The organism is Flagellimonas sediminis, assembly GCF_010500845.1.
Lineage (GTDB): Bacteria > Bacteroidota > Bacteroidia > Flavobacteriales > Flavobacteriaceae > Flagellimonas > Flagellimonas sediminis.
Genome location: NZ_JAAAMI010000001.1, coordinates 1 through 17,468 on the forward strand (window position 1 = coordinate 1; position 17,468 = coordinate 17,468).

Genomic DNA, 17,468 nt, shown 5'->3' on the forward strand with positions numbered 1-17,468 from the left:
ACACAACACCGGCTATAGTTCATTGCTTCTGACTTTCCTTTCGGAAAGTCCTTGCAAATTTGCTATCTTCGGTTTACGGCGGAAAATCCGCGCGGATTTTCACGCAACGAAACCATAGCCAAACACGATAAGTGAAATTGTAAAATCCCAACTCTTTCAGTTCCATTCAAAAAATTACCAAAGCTCTTTTCCAAAATTGTATCTTGAACCATCAATTGTAGTGGTTTCGTTATGCAACAAAGAATTCTGACCTCCCTTCTGGCTTTTGCCTTGGTTTCCCTCTTAGGAAATGCCCAAGACCTGTACCCCAAAAACCAATCCGTGGATGTCCAAAACTATATTTTCGGACTTAGTCTGAACGATGAAAACAACGAAATCAAGGGAGAGGCCGAGATTACGGTTTCCTTTACGTCCGAACCAGTGCCCTTTTCATTAGACCTCATTCAAAAATCGGGGGAATTTGGTATGGAAGTCACAGAGGTTTTGGAAGGGGCGGCATCTGCCAATTATTCCTATGAAGATAACAAGATCAACATCATTCCAGCTAGCTCAGCAGGAACCACACAAACCTATACTGTAAAATATCAGGGCATTCCTGAGCGGGGTCTCGTCATTTCCACGACCAAATTTGGAAAGCGTTCCTTTTTTGGGGACAATTGGCCCAATTTGGCGCGGCACTGGCTTCCCTCCGTGGACCATCCATACGATAAAGCCAGTGTGGAGTTCCGAATAACTGCTCCCGATCATTACGATGTGGTGGCGACCGGCAAAAAACAGGAAGAGAGCAATCTGGAGAACGGATATAAACTGACCATTTACCAAGAACCCGCCCCCGTGGCCACAAAGGTGATGACCATTGGAGTGACCGAATTTGCATCAAGGGTGGTGGGCGAAGTAGACAACATTGAGGTTTCCGCATGGGTATACCCACAAAACCGTTTGGAAGGCTTTGGTGATTATACCGTGGCGAAGGATGTTCTGGAATATTTTATCAATCACATCGGGCCGTATTCCTATGCCAAATTGGCCAATATGCAGGCCAAGACGCAATGGGGCGGACTGGAAAATGCAGGTACCATTGCCTATTTTGAAAACTCCGTGACCGGTAACAAGACCGTGGAACCCTTGATCGCCCATGAAATTGCTCACCAATGGTTCGGGAATTCGGCCACCGAGAAAAGCTGGAACCACGTGTGGCTCAGCGAAGGGTTTGCCACCTATTTCTGCATTCTTTATTTGGAAAGTGTGTATGGCGATGAGCGAAGAAAAGAGGAACTGGCCATTGACAAGAACGAAATCTTTGACTATCACCTCAAAAATCCATCCCCGATCGTGGACCTTACCATTCAGGACCCGATGAAAGTATTGAGCACCAACACCTACCAAAAAGGCGGTTGGGTGTTGAACATGCTCCGCCATAAGTTGGGCAACCACACCTTTTGGGAAGGCATTCAAAAATATTATGCTACCTACCAAAACAGCAATGCCCTTACCGACGATTTCCGCAATGTGATGGAAGAGGTATCAGGGCAAAATCTGGAAGCCTTCTTCCAGCAATGGCTCTTCACCAAAGGGCACCCCCAATTAAAATGGGACTGGGAACACAAAAAAGGGAAGGTCATTCTCCATTTGGAGCAAACACAGGAGCATCATGTATTTCAATTTCCTTTGGAAATCGGTTTGGTAAAGGACGGGCAGACCACTGTGGAAACCATCGAAATGAAAGAACGGTCCCAAAGCTTCGAGATCAATACCAAAGAGAAACCTGATTCCGTGGTGTTGGATCCCAACCAATGGACCTTGTTCCAAGACATGGGGAAACCCTAAAGGCGTTGTCATCAAATGATGACATCCTGACATCCAACACTTTAACGATTCATTTACACTAGACCTGCTTAGCTCTTAAAAATGTATTAAGGTTCGCTATTCAGTGAACAAAACCCTCGCTTTGGTATTTATTTTGCAGTGTCATGTTTGACATTTAAAGTGGTTTTCTTGGCGCCACTTGACACAGGAAAGCCACCAAAATAACTGGTGTATAACCTAAAATTTGAGCAACATGAAAAGTACATTGATGTTGGTACCCGCCATGCTCTTGATGGTAAGCTGCCATGGTCAAGAACACAAAACAGATCAAACAACGGAAAACAAGGACAAAGTTACCATGGAACAGCCCAAGGGCGACTGGAAGGTAAACCGGGAATTTGACAAGGACGGTAACCTGATCCGGTACGACTCCATTTACACCTGGTCCTCTTCGGATTATGCCGATAAATTGGACCGCATGGACAAGGACAGTTTGTTGCAGTCCTTCACCTCAAGATTTTCGGGCAGCTTTTCCCCGTTCAATGAGGAAGATTTTCACAGCTTTTTTGCCGATGATTCCCTGTTCACCCAACGGTTTTTTAAGGAAGATTTCTTTGAAAGTCCCATTGGCAAGGACTTTATGGATCTGGACGAGATCCAGAAACGCATGATGGACATGCAAAAGAAATTCTTGGAACAATACGGCCAAAAACCGGAAACCCAAGAACCTAAGCAAAGTTGAGTATCTGAGTTTTGTTTGAAAAAAGGATTCCCCACACAGCAGGTGTTGGGGATTTTTGTTTTAGATAATCTTTTCGTCCTGTTTAAACCAATAATTTCCGGAATTTTTCTTAACAATATTTACAGGAAATTTGAATTTAAATTTTTTAGAAATTAATTACTATATTTACATATGTCCAAACACGCAAGAAATTCTGCCACAGGCAAGATAATTGCCCAATCCAATAGAGTCACATCAAAAACTATTTATGTGCCTACTAAATTAAGAGCTCACGTTCAAACAAGGCCTACATCTGCTGGAACTAGGTTATCCAAAGGAAAATAATATACTTAGTTGAATCTCTACACGGAAAATGATTATCTCAGATTCGGCAAGGAAAACGAATCCACTCTAGATCCTGAACCATATAGGTCTCATTTTTGGCGTGACTATGCTAGATTACTTCATAGCCCAAGTTTTAGAAGACTAACCGGGAAAACACAACTTTTTCCTCACAACGAATCAGATTTTTTCAGAAATCGTCTAACACATTCATTAGAAGTTGCACAAATTGCAAAATCGATTGCAAGAAAATTAAATCACGAGCACAAATTAAACATAGATGAAGATCTCATTTCATTTTCATCACTTGCGCATGATTTAGGCCATCCTCCATTTGGCCATCAGGGAGAAGAAGCTTTAGATGAATGTATGCTTGATTATGGAGGTTTTGAAGGAAACGCTCAGACTTTACGCATTATAACTAAAATTGAGAAAAAGCTTATAGACGAGCGATTCCTAACTGGTATCGATGATAAATCCAATGATATTCGCAAAGGTTTAAACTTAACATATAGGTCCATAGCGTCTATTCTTAAATATGATAACGTAATCCCGTTTTCTATAGAGCAAAGGCATAAGTTCCATAAATTAAAAGGCGAGAATATTAAACCGGTCAAGGGATATTACAAATCTGAAGAACGGATTATAAAAGAACTCAAAAAGAAATTACTTGGGAAGGATAACATCTCTAAATTTAAAACTTTAGAGTGTTCAATTATGGATATTGCAGATGATATCTCTTATTGTAACTATGACTTAGAAGATTCATTTAAAGCTAATTTTTTAACTCCAATTGACCTTCTTTATCCTAGCCCTGCATTATTGGAAAGAGTTGTAAAATCAGTTAATGAAAGAACTAGTTTAAATCTTAATGCAGACGCAATAAGTGAGGTTTTAATTTCATTATTTGGTGGTATTTTAAATTCAACAGAAGAAATTGATAAAATAAAGATTACTAAAGATAATAAAGATGAAATAATATATTTCCACGTTGGTAATGCCTATAGAAGTTCTCAGAACATTGCATCCAATGGTTCTTTTAGAACTCAGTTCACGTCACGTCTTGTTGGAAAGTTCATAAGAAAAGTATCATTGCAGCTTAACAAAGAAAATCCAATACTTTCTAACGCCTATATTGATGATGAAACAAAAGTAGAAATTGAAGTATTAAAAACTCTTATTTATGAATCTCAGATACTCTCGCCAAAATTAAAGATTGCTGAACTTAGAGGAAAAGAAATCGTAAAAAAGATTTTTGATACAATTTCAAATGATAATGGATACCTGCTTTTACCTAAAGACTATCAAGAAATTTATCTTGAGGTGAAAGAGAAGGAAAAACCCAGAATTATTTGTGATTTCATTGCTGGCATGACCAATAAATATGCAATTAACTTTTATGGTCGACTAACATCTGAAAATCCCGAAACAATTTTTAAGCCTCTATAAAAGAATCTACAACGTCGGAAATTATTTTTTTGGCTCAAAATGACTTATTTCCCTTTCCCAAGACTAGTTTACGCAAACTTCATAAGTTTCATTTACTTCTACCCCTTGCTCAAACCAACCCCTTTTTGCCATTCTCTCAATCCAAAACCAAAAAAAATATACTCTTCTTGATTTATCACCATAAAACCGAGTAATTTCTTATTTTTAGCGCACAAACTAAAAATGACCAACCCATACTTGAAATCCCCTGTACTCCTATTGGCCTTGCTGCTTTTTGGTGTCTACTCCTTTGCCCAAAAGAAAAATGCAGTCTATAACATCCATATCCAAAAAACCGAGGAAACCTTTACCATAGACGGCAAGGGAGACGAAGCCACTTGGCAAACAGCCGAGCCTGCGAACGACTTTTTTATGGTACTCCCAATGGATGATCGCAAGGCCACCCAACCTTCGGAAGTGAAAATGGCTTACGATGACAAACATCTGTACCTTTTGGCCACTTTTTTCAAAACCCCTGGAAATACCTACGTGGTGGAGTCGCTACGGAGGGACTTCAGTTTTGGAGGGAACGATAATTTTCTGTTGTTCATGGACCCCTTCAACAACCAGACCACCGGATTTAGTTTTGGGGCCAACGCTTATGGCGCGCAATGGGACGGTACCATGTCCAACGGGGGCAGTGTAGATCTGAACTGGGACAGTAAATGGGTCTCGGAAGTACAGAATTATGACGACAAATGGGTGGTGGAAATGGCCATTCCCTTCAAATCCATCCGCTATGAGAAAGGGGTAAAGGAATGGGGCATCAACTTCTCCCGATTGGACCTCAGTACCAACGAAAAATCGAGCTGGACACCTATTTCCAGGCAATTTCCAACGGCGTCTTTGGCGTTTACTGGAAACCTGGTTTGGGACAATCCTCCCCCGGATCAAGGACTCAACTATTCCCTGATTCCTTATGTGTTGGGAACGGTTGGTGATTCTAGCATCGATGGCATTGCCTATGACAACGAATTTAAGGTGGGTGGCGATGTGAAGCTGGGACTTTCCTCCTCTTTGAACCTGGACCTGACCATCAACCCGGATTTTTCGCAGGTAGATGTGGACCGCCAAGTGGCCAATTTGACACGTTTTGAGCTCTTTTTCCCCGAAAGAAGGCAATTTTTCCTCGAAAATGCCGACCTGTTTTCCAGTTTTGGGTATGAGACCATCCGCCCATTCTTCTCACGCCGTATCGGTTTGGGTGTACCTATCATTGCAGGGGCACGGATAAGTGGCAACCTCAACCGAAACCTTCGGTTGGGCCTTATGGACATGCAGACGGAAAAAGTGGACGAAACCGGATTGCCCAGTCAGAATTTTGCGGTGCTGTCCTTGCAGCAAAAGGTGTTTTCACGTTCCAACATCGGCCTAATGTTCGTCAACAAAGAATCCATGGATTATGATGCCCTAGCTGATAGCCTAAAGACCACTTATACGAAGTTCAACCGAAACCTGGGTTTGGAATACAACTTGGCCTCCAGCGACAACAAGTATTCAGGAAAACTGTTCATGCTCAAATCATTCGGGCCTGAATCCACGGAAAATGGATTTGCCCAAGGAGCCCATTTGGAGTATAGCAGCCGGCAATGGAACTGGCGTGTACAACAAGAGTACATCTCTAAAAATTACGTTTCGGAGGTAGGCTTTGTACCTAGGAACAACTATATCAAGTTCAATGGATCGGCGGGATATCTTTTCTTACCGGCAAGCGAAACGGTAGTGAGCCATGGCCCTACATTTAGAGGACAATACTTTTTTAATCCCAGCATGCACTCCACGGACTACGTGAGCATTTTGGGCTATCAGGTGAATTTTATAAACCGAAGTGCATTCAATATCAATCTTTTTAATGAATATGTAGAGCTTTTGGCTCCCTTTGATCCTACCAATACCGATCAACCGGAGTTGGCCACTGGGACACGACACCATTGGAACGGTGTATACATGGAGTACAGTTCAAAACCCAAAAGTCTGTTCACTTATATGCTTTCGAGTCGCCTGGGCCGCTATTTTTCCAGTGGATACCGCACCAATCTGAACGCACAATTGGGGTACCGATTTCAACCTTATGTAAGTTTGGCCGCCACATTGAGTTACAACAACTTGGATCTGCCCAGTCCTTGGTACACTACGGATTTTTGGTTGGTAGGCTCGGAGGCCGATATCACTTTTACCAACAAATTGTTCTGGTCCACCCTGTTCCAATACAATGAACAAAGCCGAAACTTTAGCCTAAATTCGAGATTTCAATGGCGATATGCCCCGGCATCGGACCTCTTTTTGGTTTTTAACAGCAATGAGCAGTTGTCACCACTGGAAGGAAAGGTTTGGTCCCTCACATTGAAGATGACCTATTGGTTCAATCGATAAGCTAGAAAAGGGTGCTGTTTTGTTAAATCCTTCTTTTTTTCGATATTGAGAAGGCATTGTAAGATCTATAGTTTGGATAAACATCATTGACCAACTTCGTCAATATTGAAAAATGAAGCCCGATTCAGTCCACATCACACAAATCATCCATGAAACCACTTTAAAAGAGAAGGATAGTCATTATACCGTCTGTTGGATCAAAAACGAGGTGAAGTGGATAGAGATCAACCACGTTCGGTATAAAAATGTGTCCAATTCCATTTACTTCCTTGATCCCAAAACACAGTGGAAAATCAAAAAGAAAGATGGTTCAACATCTTGCGGTTACACTTTATACTTGGACAATCAGGTCTTGAACTATCCCCTATTGAGCAATTTGCACATCAATCAGGTCCGGATTTTTAATGCAGGTGAAATCCCGCTCTTCAAACTGAGTCCTGGGATCGAGAAAAGAACCCAGGCCATTTTGGAGATGATCGATGAACTTTTGGGCTCCCATTTGAACCATAAGGACGACGCCATATTTTCCCTGTTGAACACTTTTTTTGTGCATTGCGATGGACAATGCAATATTAAATCGGTGGCCTCCAACATCGATTCCAAGACCAATGTGGTGTATAATTTTAAAACATTGGTGGACAAGCACGTAGTTGAATATCATGAGGTGGCAGAATATGCCGATTTACTCAATATTTCTCCAAAATATTTGAATGAATGTGTAAAGGATGTCCTTAATGTGGGTTCTAAAAGCATCATTATTGAGCAATTGTTGATGCGGTCCAGGCATGCCCTAAAATTTTCAAGTAAGACCATAAAGGAAATCAGTTTTGAACTGGGCTTTACTTCTCCCGATTATTTCAGCTATTTTTTCAAGACCCATACCGGAATCACCCCTTCTACCCTAAGAAACGGTTAATTGCTCCCAAAATCTAGGATAAAACCGTGATTTTCACATTGCCGAATTCTTTGGACGGACATAATTTGTGACAAACTTAAATTATGGACAGAAAGAAATTCATCAAAACCTCGGGGGCAGGCTTGGGTCTTGCCCTAATGCCGGGATTGGTCAGGGGACAAATTAGTTCGCCAAACACTAGTTCCGCAAATCCCATTGAGCCCAAAATCATCAAAGGAGAGGATGGTATTGTGCTGAATGTTTTGGGTGATATTCAAACACATAAATTATCCGGAAGCGATACAGGCAACCAAATTGTGGAATGGGTGAGCCATGTAGATCCGGGTGTTGGTATTCCACCTCACATACACACGAAAGAGGATGAAATTTTTAGGGTGATCGAAGGAGAGGTAGAAATTATGGTGGGAGGTAAAACAACACTTTTAAAGGCAGGGGATCTGGCTTTTGCTCCAAGGGATATTGTACATGCCTGGACTGTGGTGGGCACACAAAAGGCCAAAATGATCACCGCGGCATTTCCGGCCGGAATCGAGCATATGTTCAAAGAGTTGGCAGCACTACCAGAAGGCGCACCGGATTTTGCCAAGGTGGCCGAAATCTGTGGTAAACAAGGAATTAGCTTTATCTAAAAAAATCAGCGGAAAAATGAAAGACGGTTCGGGTAAAAACCCGAACCGTTTTTTGTGGCATAATACCTGTCTTCCGCAGCCATTGAAGGTATTAGGCATAGATGTTACGTAAAAAGGCAGATATTTATCAATATATAATGTTTTTTTATTGTTTTTCAATAAATTTTTATATTTTTAAAATCTCTTGTTCAAAGTTGTCATCATGAAAACAACCTCCATTCGATTTCTTCAGTTGGTACTGGCACTCATTGCAATAGTGGCCCTTATTATTCTGGTTCGGTTTCCATTAATGGAAGGAAGGGCCCAAAACTTGGACCTTTTCAGCATTTATACCGACCCCTTTATTTTGTACGGCTACGTTTCTTCGATTGCCTTTTTTATATCCTTATTTAAAGCCTTCAAATTACTCGGGTATATTGCTCACAACAAATTGTTTACGATGGACTCCATCCGCATTTTGAAAAGCATCAAGTATTGTGCGATCAGTTTAAGTGGCCTAATTGGGTTGGCAGCGCTTTACATACGATTTTTCCACCATGAAGATGACGATCCTGCAGGCTTTCTTATGCTCTGCACCATAACCATCTTTATTTGTGTTGTGGTTGCCACCCTAGTGGCGGTCCTTGAAAAGATCCTGCAAAATGCCATTGATATGAAATCTGAAAACGACCTAACCATATAAGCTATGCCAATTGTTGTAAACGTTGATGTGATGATGGCAAAGCGAAAAATGTCATTGAACGAACTGTCAGAAATTGTGGGTTTAACATTGTCCAACCTTTCCATTTTAAAGACGGGAAAGGCGAAGGCCATTCGATTTAGTACGTTGGAAGCTATTTGTAAGGCCCTGGACTGTCAACCTGGAGATATTTTGGAATATGTCCATTATACAGAATCATCTTCAAATGGATGATTTCCTGTTCGGTCAAATGGTGCCAATGTCCTCTGGACTAATTTTTTATCCTAAGCCCAAATTAGGTATCGGGGAATTGCCAATGGAACTTAACCGGAAAAAATACGAACTTCATTTACCTGTGCTGAACTTGATTCAGTATCAGTCCATATCATTAACGCTATAGACAATGTTAGGACAGACCTCGCAGAGACTGACCGTTTGATTATAAGATGAATTACTTCCCAATAATTTTCTTTCTATGGGCTTTGCCCCAATCGATTAGATTATTGATTATTGTTTGGAGACTCTTTCCATGTGCTGTAAGTTCATACAGAACCTGAGGTGGCTGAGTGTCCAGAACGGTTCTTTTAACGAGTTTGTTCATTTCCAAACCTTTTAATTCTTGACTCAACATTTTGTTGGAAATCCCTACAACATCCTTCAATATATCGGAGAATCTTCGCTTTTCATAAAAACAAATAGATGAGATGATCGAGATTTTCCATTTTCCACTCAGCACATCCATTGAATCCTGAATGGCCATCATATTTTTTTGATTCCGCAAACAACTATTTTCGGCCATAAGTTACATTGTTACTTTTTAGTTACTGTTACTTTTAGTTACAAAGTTACTAAAGTAAATAATTCTAATTTACTTTTGTACCTCAAATTTAAAGGAGATTAAAAAATGAATAGATTAAAAAACAAAGTAGCAATAGTTACCGGGGCATCCAAAGGAATTGGTGCGGCCATCGCCGAACACTATGCAACAGAAGGTGCAAAGGTTGTTGTTAATTATGCATCCGATAAAATCGGTGCTGATAAAGTTGTAAAAGCAATTATTGGGAAGGGAGGTCATGCATTGGCAATAAAGGCGGATGTTTCAAAAACAAATGAGGTATTACATCTTTTTGAAGAAACGTTAAAGAATTATGGCTCTCTGGATATTTTGGTAAATAATGCAGGTATATATCCCTCTGCGCCAATTGAAGAAGTAACAGAGGATACATTTCGTAAGCTATTTAACATTAATGTCCTAGGTTCCTTATTGACTATAAGAGAAACGGTAAAAGCATTCGGTACAAAAGGTGGAGTAATTATCAATGTGAGTTCAGAAGTAAGTAATTCTCCAATGGCAGGCATTTCGGAATACTCAGCTACCAAGGCAGCACTAGATGCAATAACAGTTTCGCTATCCAAGGAATTTAGTGGTAGAAATATTCGTATCAATTCTCTTTTACCAGGTGGTGTAAAAACCGAAGGAACTATAACAGCGGGAATTACAGGTAGCGATCTGGAAAAGATGTTAATTGAGAAAACACCATTTGGCAGAATTGGTCAACCCCAAGACATAGCTAAAGTTGCGGTTTTTCTTGCTTCTGAAGAAGCAGGTTGGATAAATGGACAAAAAATTGCTGCCTCAGGTGGAATATATGGATTTTAACCTTTCACCAACTATCATCCATTGAAATAAACACTGCCCGTAACAATAGCATAGGCCATAGCGGAATTTGAACTTCGTCTATGGCTTTTTTTGTAATTGAGGTACACTGAACCGAAAGTTTTTGAGTGAAAATCCGCTACGGCTCGTATACGATACCGATAAATGCATCCCAAATAATCTTCCTTTGGAATTACTTTATATTCTTCAAATTAATCACCTCTTGCTCGGTCAAATGGCGCCAATGACCTCTAGGTAAATCTTTTTTGGTAAGTCCGGCAAAGATCACGCGGTCCAGTTTGGTTACTTCGTAACCCAAATGTTCAAAGATTCGGCGTACGATTCTGTTACGACCACTGTGTATTTCAATCCCCAGTTCCCTTTTGGGAGCCCCTTGTACAAAACTGATGCTATCCACTTCTATGGGGCCGTCTTCCAACTCCAGGCCTGCTTCTATTTTATGAAGATCGGCAACACTCAAACTTTTGTCCAAATGCACATGGTAGATCTTACGTACCCCGTGTTTGGGATGGGTAAGTTTTTTGGTCAGCTCACCATCATTGGTAAAAAGCAACAGCCCCATGGTGTTCCTATCCAACCTTCCTACAGGCAGTAAACGGGCACTACTGGCACTGGAAATCAGTTCCATTACGGTGCGTCTTCCCTTTTCATCGCTGGTGGTGGTGATAAAGTTTTTGGGTTTGTTGAGCAGAATGTATTCCTTCTTCTCCATGCTGAGCCTTTTGCCATCAAAACGCACATCATCGGAACGTTTTACCTTGTAACCCATTTCGGTGACCGGCTTACCGTTTACGGTCACATTACCGGCGGCGATATAAGTGTCCGCTTCCCTTCGGGAACAAATACCGGCATTGGCAATATATCGGTTCAAGCGGATTTCGTCGGGATTGGATTTTTTCTGTGGAGCTGCACTTTTTTTGGGTTGTGAAGCAAATTTTTTGCCATATGGCTTTGGAGAATTGCCTCCCTCACGGCCACTTCTTGTAGGCTTACCTTTGCGGTTATTGTCTGATCTCATCATCAGTCATCAATTTTTTGCAAATGTAACCTTTTTCGGCTCCAAAAAACCTCGTGGACAAATAATTACAGGATTCGGTTGAGCACCACATCCACATTGATCAATAGAATACTGACCACACCGGCCACGATGATGAATTTTAGAATATTGTGCAACCAAACGTAGTGTTTTTTGCCCTCGGCCTTCCAGAGCAACACTAAGAAAACGATCAATAAAATAATGCTGGCCACAAAGTAGAGGTACATGTAACCCACGTCAAAAATCTTGATCAACAAAAAGGCCGGTACCAAGGTCAAAAGTACCAATAGGGTAATCAACCTTTTTGATGTTTTGGGGCCATAAATAATGGGAATGGTCCTATAATTTTGGGCCATGTCTCCTACCATGCTTTCCATATCCTTGATCATTTCCCGAGCCAATATCAATAGGAACAGAAACAGGGCGTGGACAAAAATGACCGTTTTAAAATTGTGGTAATACACGAACACCACAAAAAAGGGCGCAATGGCCAACGTGGCAGAAACCAAGTTGCCCAAAAAAGGTATGCGTTTGAGCTTGTGCGAGTAGTACCAAATACCAAAAATATAGGCTGAAAAGAAGAGCACCGCCCTAAACGAGATATAACTGGCCGCAAATACTGCCAAAAAATTCAGGATAAAATACGTAGTAAGCTTAAAATTCTGGCTCACCAAACGGTCCAGCATACTTTTGGTGGGCTTATTGATCAGATCTTTTTCCGCATCGTAAAAATTGTTGATGATATAGCCACTTGCTATGACGAGGGCCGAAGCGGTAACGATCAAAAAAAGATTAAGGTCGAAGATTACCTTTCGCAAGGGTATTTCCGGTGCCAAAATGTAAATGGATGCCAAATATTGGGCTATAGTGATGACCAAAATGTTGTACCCCCGAACCACGGAAAACAGACTCAATAGCTTAAAAAGCAGGAGTTTGTTTTTTCTACTAAGCATGGAATTGCTTTTAGAAATTGTATACCACCTCTAGATTATAATCTTTCAGTGCTTTTTTGGCCTTTTCCAAATCTTCGGTGAAGCCCAAAATGTAACCTCCACCTCCTGATCCGCAGAGTTTTAGGTAGTAATCATTGGTTTCGATGCCCTGTTGCCAAAGTTGGTGGAACTTGGCTGGAATCATAGGTTTGAAGTGATCCAAGACCACGTGGGAAAGTTGCTTCAGGTTCCCGAAAAGGGATTTTACATTTCCGTTCAAGAAATCCTCAACACAGGCATCGGTATGTTTGATGAACTGGTTCTTCACCATGTTACGGAAACCTTCCTGCTTCATTTTTTCCATGAAAATCTGCACCATGGGAGCTGTTTCCCCAGTAATTCCGCTATCCAACAAAAACACGGCACCCTTACCGTTTGTATTTTGGGAAGGTATACTAGTGGATTCGATGTTGTCCTGTGAATTGATCAAAATGGGCAAGCTCAAGTAGCTGTTCAAGGGATCCAACCCTGAAGATTTTCCGTGGAAAAAGGATTCCATTTTTCCGAAAATCCTTTTCAACTGCAGCAATTTGTCCCGGGTCAAATTTTCAAGAACGGTAATCTTGTCCTTGGCATAACGGTCATAAATGGCGGCAACCAAGGCCCCGCTACTTCCAATTCCATACCCTTGCGGAATGGAACTGTCAAAATACATGCCATTGGCAATATCAGTATCCAAGGCTTCCATATTAAAGGAAACCAAATCCTTGTCCTGCTTTTCCAAATTTTTCAAATATCCTGCGAAAGCTTTCAGACTTGCATTGGATTTTTGGGCCATCTCAGAGGGATTGCTGTCCCATTTTAAGGCACCTTTGAAAAAATTATAGGGAATGGAAAGTCCTTTGGAATCTTTGATGATACCGTACTCCCCGAAAAGCAAAATTTTTGAATAGAACAGTGGACCTTTCATATGCTAATACTAAGATACAAATATTTTGTTTAATTTTTTAAAAAATACGATAAACAAAATGATTTGCTCTTTCTAATTGTACTCTTTCACAAAAAGCAACGCAAAGAACGTAAAAAAAGTGCTTACCGTCTCAGTTTTAGCTATTTATTTTTTGGGCACCGAGGCCTACCCCGTCGTGGATGTAATGTCCATTTTCACAGTGCTTGGCCAATTGGTCATCAATAAATTGATGGACTGTTTCCATTACATGCTCGGGGTAAATCAAATGCACGTTGGCCCCTGCGTCCAAAGTGAAACATACAGGCACTTTGGAGGCCTCCCTAAATCTCCAGATTTTGTGGATGATGGCCAACGTATCGGGTTTCATCAACATAAAATAAGGCATGCTGGTCATCATCATGGCATGAAGTGTCAGTGCCTCGCTCTCGACCAATTTGATGAACCCATCCAAATCCCCATTGGCAAAAATAGGCTTTAAGGCGTCCATATTTTGTAGAGCCTGTTGAAACCGGTTTTCGGCATACGGATGTCCGTGCATCAATTGGTGGCCCACCGTGCTGCTCACTTGCTTTTCTCCCTTATGGACCAACAAAATGGTGTCTTGGAATGTTTTAAAGACCTCATCCACCTCAAACGGATAGGGAATTCCGAACAGATCGGAACTTCCAGGAATATGGTCATGCATCCCGAACTCGATCAATAGGCCTTCAATACTCCTGCAAGCACTTCCTGACCCCAACCGGGCCAAAAATGAAGCTTTGGCTTTAAAGGATGATAAATCCATATCAGGCACCAACATTTTTTCGATGTCCATCAAACACAGGGAAAGGGCCGCCATACCACTTGCAGAACTGGCAATACCGCTGCTATGTGGAAAGCTATTGGAAGTTTCTATGGTAAAATGATAGTCCTTCAAAAAGGGCAAATAAGCTTCTACCCGCTCGAAAAAAGTATTGACCTTGGGCTTAAAATCTTCCTTTGGCTTCCCTTCAAAAAAAAGCTCAAAAGAAAAATCATTCCCTTTTTGCCTTTTTTCAAAAGATATGGAAGTGGTAGTCGCACAAGCATCCAACGTAAAACTGATGGAGGGGTTGGCTGGGATCTGCACCGGTTTTTTTCCCCAATATTTCACCAAGGCAATATTACTGGGGGCTTTCCAAGTGGTCTTGCCTTTGATGGGCAAATTCTCATAGTTTTTGGGCAGAAAATCTTTTTCCGTCATGAAACCAAGTTTGGGCAAATATAAGGTGCCGTGCACTTACTGGGACTCGGATTCAAATAAATTCTTATTTTAGTTGCACTTGCACCGACCATGAAAAAAAGAATCCTTTACATAACCATTAGTGTTGCCGTTTGCCTTTTAATAGGGTTTTTATCGAGCATTGCCACACAGAGTTCGGTAAACGATTGGTATGTGACCTTGAACAAACCCGGCTTTACCCCACCCAACTCCTTATTTGCTCCGGTCTGGACAGTGCTTTATATTCTGATGGGTGTTTCGGCGGGTATCGTATGGTCCAAAGGGTACCATCATATTTGGGTAAAAACGGCCCTTTACCATTTTGTGTTCCAATTGTTGTTCAACGCCCTGTGGAGCATTGTCTTTTTTGGTCTCAAAAACCCATTATTGGGATTGGTGGTCATTTTGATCCTGTTGACCTTGATCATGCTTACGATACGGTGGTTCAGGGTCATCAGCAAGCCTGCGGCTCTGCTGTTGGTCCCCTATTTGCTTTGGGTCGCTTTTGCATCCGCACTCAACTATAAAATTTGGGAACTCAATCCCTAGTGGTCATTTCCAAAAGTTTTTCCATAGTTTTTAGGTTCCGTGTAGTGGCCTCTACCTTCAATTTCCGTTCGATAAGGTTATTGCTGAGCTTGGAATTCCCGTATCCTTTTTTGCAGAGCAGGTAGACACAGTCATTTGTGATGTGAAAATCCTCGTTTTCAAACTGCATTTCATTGAACTGGTCCACCAAACTTTTTTCTGGCGGACTTTTCAAGAGCACAAAATACAGTTTGTTCTCTTCTTCGCCTGTAAACGGATTGGCTTCTAAAATTGATTCAACCGCTTCCCGCGTAACCGCTAAAGTTGGAACATTAAATCCGAAATCCTTTAGAATAACAGCGTGGACAACATCCTGAATTTTTTCCTTCCCTTCAATATCGGTATCAAAAATCACATTGCCACTTTGGATGTAGGTCTGCACATTTTGGAATCCGATGTGCTCCAAGGATTCCCGAAGATCGGCCATTTTTATACTCTTTTGACCACTTACGTTAATGCCCCTCAACAAGGTTATATAGGTATTCATGCTATTTTGGATTCGTTTCTAGAAGTAATTTTAGTAAATTCAAGCGCATTTAAATTAACAAAATGAGCAAATATATCCTTGCTTTGGACCAAGGTACCACAAGTTCCCGGGCCGTGGTCTTCGATCAAGAGGGAACCATTATATCCGTAGCACAAAAAGAATTTACCCAAATATTCCCCAAACCCGGATGGGTAGAACACGATCCCGACGAAATTTGGTCCACCCAAGCCGGAATGGCAGCCGAAGCTGTCAGCAAAAAAGGCCTTAAAGCGGAACAGATGGCCGCAATCGGTATTACCAACCAACGAGAAACCGTTGTGGTCTGGGACAGAAAGACCCACGAACCCATTTACAACGCCATCGTTTGGCAAGACAAACGCACCGCTTCCTATTGTGATGATTTGAAACGACAAGGGAAATCGGATATGATCCGTGAAAAGACCGGATTGGTCATCGATTCCTATTTCTCAGGAACCAAGGTCAAGTGGATATTGGATCATGTGGAAGGCGCCAGGGAAAAAGCTGAAGCCGGGGAACTTGCCATGGGCACCATCGACACATGGCTCATTTGGAAAATGACAGACGGCAATCTTCATATTACCGATGTGACCAATGCATCCCGTACTTTGTTGTTCAACATCAATACGATGGATTGGGACGATGAGCTTTTGGAACTATTGACCATTCCCAAAAACATGCTCCCCGACGTGAAACAATCCAGTGAGGTATACGGATATACCTGCCCCAATTTCTTTGCTTCCAAAATTCCCATTGCGGGGATTGCAGGGGATCAACAGGCAGCTTTGTTCGGCCAAATGTGCACCAAAAAAGGGATGGTCAAGAATACTTATGGCACCGGATGTTTTATGTTGATGAACATTGGTGAACAACCTATTGTGTCCAAGAACAATCTCCTGACCACCGTGGCTTGGAAAATCAACGGGAAGGCGCAATACGCTCTCGAAGGAAGCATTTTTATTGCAGGTGCCGTGGTACAATGGCTCCGTGATAGTCTAAAGATCATCAAGACTTCCTCGGAGATTGAAAAATTGGCCAGTTCCGTGGATAGTTCCGAAGGCGTGTACTTTGTGCCTGCCTTTGCAGGTCTCGGCGCCCCACACTGGAACCAACATGCCCAGGGTACGCTTTTTGGTCTTACCCGTGGTAGCACTGATGCCCATATTGCCCGAGCCGCCTTGGAATCCATCGCCTACCAGACCATGGATATTTTAAAGGCCATGGAAGCAGATTCAGGGATTTCGATCAAAGAACTCCGCGTGGATGGGGGCGCTACGGTCAATGATATGCTCATGCAATTTCAGGCCGATGTATTGAATACGATAACGGTACGACCAAAGATTGTGGAGACCACGGTTATGGGTGCCGCATATTTGGCCGGTTTGGCTGTAGGTTACTGGGAAAGTCCCGAAGAAATTCAGGACATCTGGCAAACCGATGCACATTTTAATCCATCAACCGATAGGGAAACCATTGAAAAAGGGATCCAAGGTTGGTACCGGGCCATTAAAGCTTTGGAATATTGGACCGAAAATCCTTGAATCATCAACCACTAAAAAACAAAC

Annotated in this window: 17 protein-coding genes; 11 read left to right on the top strand and 6 right to left on the bottom strand. The window is 41.8% G+C overall.

All coding sequences use genetic code 11. The features are described from left to right. Positions 1-231: 231 nt before the first annotated feature. From GTK07_RS00005 to GTK07_RS00040, 8 genes are all read left to right on the top strand, one after another. Complete coding sequence (locus tag GTK07_RS00005) at positions 232-1,827, top strand: M1 family metallopeptidase (protein WP_163631446.1); 1,596 nt, start codon at positions 232-234, stop codon at positions 1,825-1,827. A 232-nt stretch (positions 1,828-2,059) separates the two neighbouring features. Then, positions 2,060-2,548, top strand: a complete 489-nt coding sequence (locus tag GTK07_RS00010; RefSeq protein WP_163631449.1) for a hypothetical protein — start codon at positions 2,060-2,062, stop codon at positions 2,546-2,548. Positions 2,549-2,881: 333 nt separating this feature from the next. Beyond that, positions 2,882-4,318: a dGTP triphosphohydrolase gene (gene dgt, locus GTK07_RS00015; RefSeq protein WP_163631453.1), complete on the top strand. Its 1,437-nt coding sequence runs from the start codon at positions 2,882-2,884 to the stop codon at positions 4,316-4,318. 222 nt (positions 4,319-4,540) lie between these two features. Further along, positions 4,541-6,730 (top strand): DUF5916 domain-containing protein, encoded by a 2,190-nt coding sequence (locus tag GTK07_RS00020; protein ID WP_163631456.1) that lies wholly within the window; start codon positions 4,541-4,543, stop codon positions 6,728-6,730. Between the two features lie 112 nt (positions 6,731-6,842). Beyond that, complete coding sequence (locus GTK07_RS00025) at positions 6,843-7,646, top strand: helix-turn-helix domain-containing protein (protein WP_163631459.1); 804 nt, start codon at positions 6,843-6,845, stop codon at positions 7,644-7,646. 83 nt (positions 7,647-7,729) lie between these two features. Next, complete coding sequence (locus GTK07_RS00030) at positions 7,730-8,275, top strand: cupin domain-containing protein (protein ID WP_163631462.1); 546 nt, start codon at positions 7,730-7,732, stop codon at positions 8,273-8,275. Positions 8,276-8,477: 202 nt separating this feature from the next. Beyond that, positions 8,478-8,957 (top strand): DUF2975 domain-containing protein, encoded by a 480-nt coding sequence (locus GTK07_RS00035; RefSeq protein WP_163631465.1) that lies wholly within the window; start codon positions 8,478-8,480, stop codon positions 8,955-8,957. A gap of 3 nt (positions 8,958-8,960) precedes the next feature. Further along, positions 8,961-9,188 (top strand): helix-turn-helix domain-containing protein, encoded by a 228-nt coding sequence (locus GTK07_RS00040; RefSeq protein WP_163631468.1) that lies wholly within the window; start codon positions 8,961-8,963, stop codon positions 9,186-9,188. 217 nt (positions 9,189-9,405) lie between these two features. On the opposite strand, the gene GTK07_RS00045 is transcribed toward GTK07_RS00040, so the two are convergent. Continuing rightward, complete coding sequence (locus GTK07_RS00045; RefSeq protein WP_163631471.1) at positions 9,406-9,717, bottom strand: winged helix-turn-helix transcriptional regulator; 312 nt, start codon at positions 9,715-9,717, stop codon at positions 9,406-9,408. A gap of 141 nt (positions 9,718-9,858) precedes the next feature. Here GTK07_RS00045 and GTK07_RS00050 point away from each other — a divergent pair, with 141 nt between their 5' ends. Then, complete coding sequence (locus tag GTK07_RS00050) at positions 9,859-10,614, top strand: SDR family NAD(P)-dependent oxidoreductase (protein WP_163631475.1); 756 nt, start codon at positions 9,859-9,861, stop codon at positions 10,612-10,614. A gap of 190 nt (positions 10,615-10,804) precedes the next feature. Here GTK07_RS00050 and GTK07_RS00055 read toward each other — a convergent pair whose 3' ends face one another. From GTK07_RS00055 to GTK07_RS00070, 4 genes are all read right to left on the bottom strand, one after another. Beyond that, positions 10,805-11,653 carry a pseudouridine synthase gene (locus GTK07_RS00055; RefSeq protein ID WP_163631479.1) on the bottom strand — a complete coding sequence of 283 codons (849 nt, stop codon included), beginning with the start codon at positions 11,651-11,653 and terminating at the stop codon, positions 10,805-10,807. A 62-nt stretch (positions 11,654-11,715) separates the two neighbouring features. Then, positions 11,716-12,621: a geranylgeranylglycerol-phosphate geranylgeranyltransferase gene (locus GTK07_RS00060; protein WP_163631482.1), complete on the bottom strand. Its 906-nt coding sequence runs from the start codon at positions 12,619-12,621 to the stop codon at positions 11,716-11,718. Positions 12,622-12,631: 10 nt separating this feature from the next. Beyond that, complete coding sequence (locus GTK07_RS00065) at positions 12,632-13,570, bottom strand: mevalonate kinase family protein (protein ID WP_163631485.1); 939 nt, start codon at positions 13,568-13,570, stop codon at positions 12,632-12,634. A gap of 136 nt (positions 13,571-13,706) precedes the next feature. Next, entirely contained in the window at positions 13,707-14,792 is a 1,086-nt protein-coding gene (locus GTK07_RS00070) for a diphosphomevalonate decarboxylase (RefSeq protein WP_163631488.1), read from the bottom strand. A 90-nt stretch (positions 14,793-14,882) separates the two neighbouring features. Here GTK07_RS00070 and GTK07_RS00075 point away from each other — a divergent pair, with 90 nt between their 5' ends. Further along, a complete protein-coding gene (locus GTK07_RS00075; RefSeq protein ID WP_163631491.1) occupies positions 14,883-15,359 on the top strand; it encodes a TspO/MBR family protein in 477 nt (158 codons plus the stop codon). Here GTK07_RS00075 and GTK07_RS00080 read toward each other — a convergent pair. Beyond that, positions 15,349-15,885 (bottom strand): DUF1697 domain-containing protein, encoded by a 537-nt coding sequence (locus GTK07_RS00080; protein WP_163631494.1) that lies wholly within the window; start codon positions 15,883-15,885, stop codon positions 15,349-15,351. The genes GTK07_RS00075 and GTK07_RS00080 overlap by 11 nt on opposite strands. Before the next feature lie 62 nt (positions 15,886-15,947). Here GTK07_RS00080 and glpK point away from each other — a divergent pair, with 62 nt between their 5' ends. Next, positions 15,948-17,444 carry a glycerol kinase GlpK gene (gene glpK, locus GTK07_RS00085; RefSeq protein ID WP_163631497.1) on the top strand — a complete coding sequence of 499 codons (1,497 nt, stop codon included), beginning with the start codon at positions 15,948-15,950 and terminating at the stop codon, positions 17,442-17,444. Positions 17,445-17,468 lie beyond the last annotated feature (24 nt).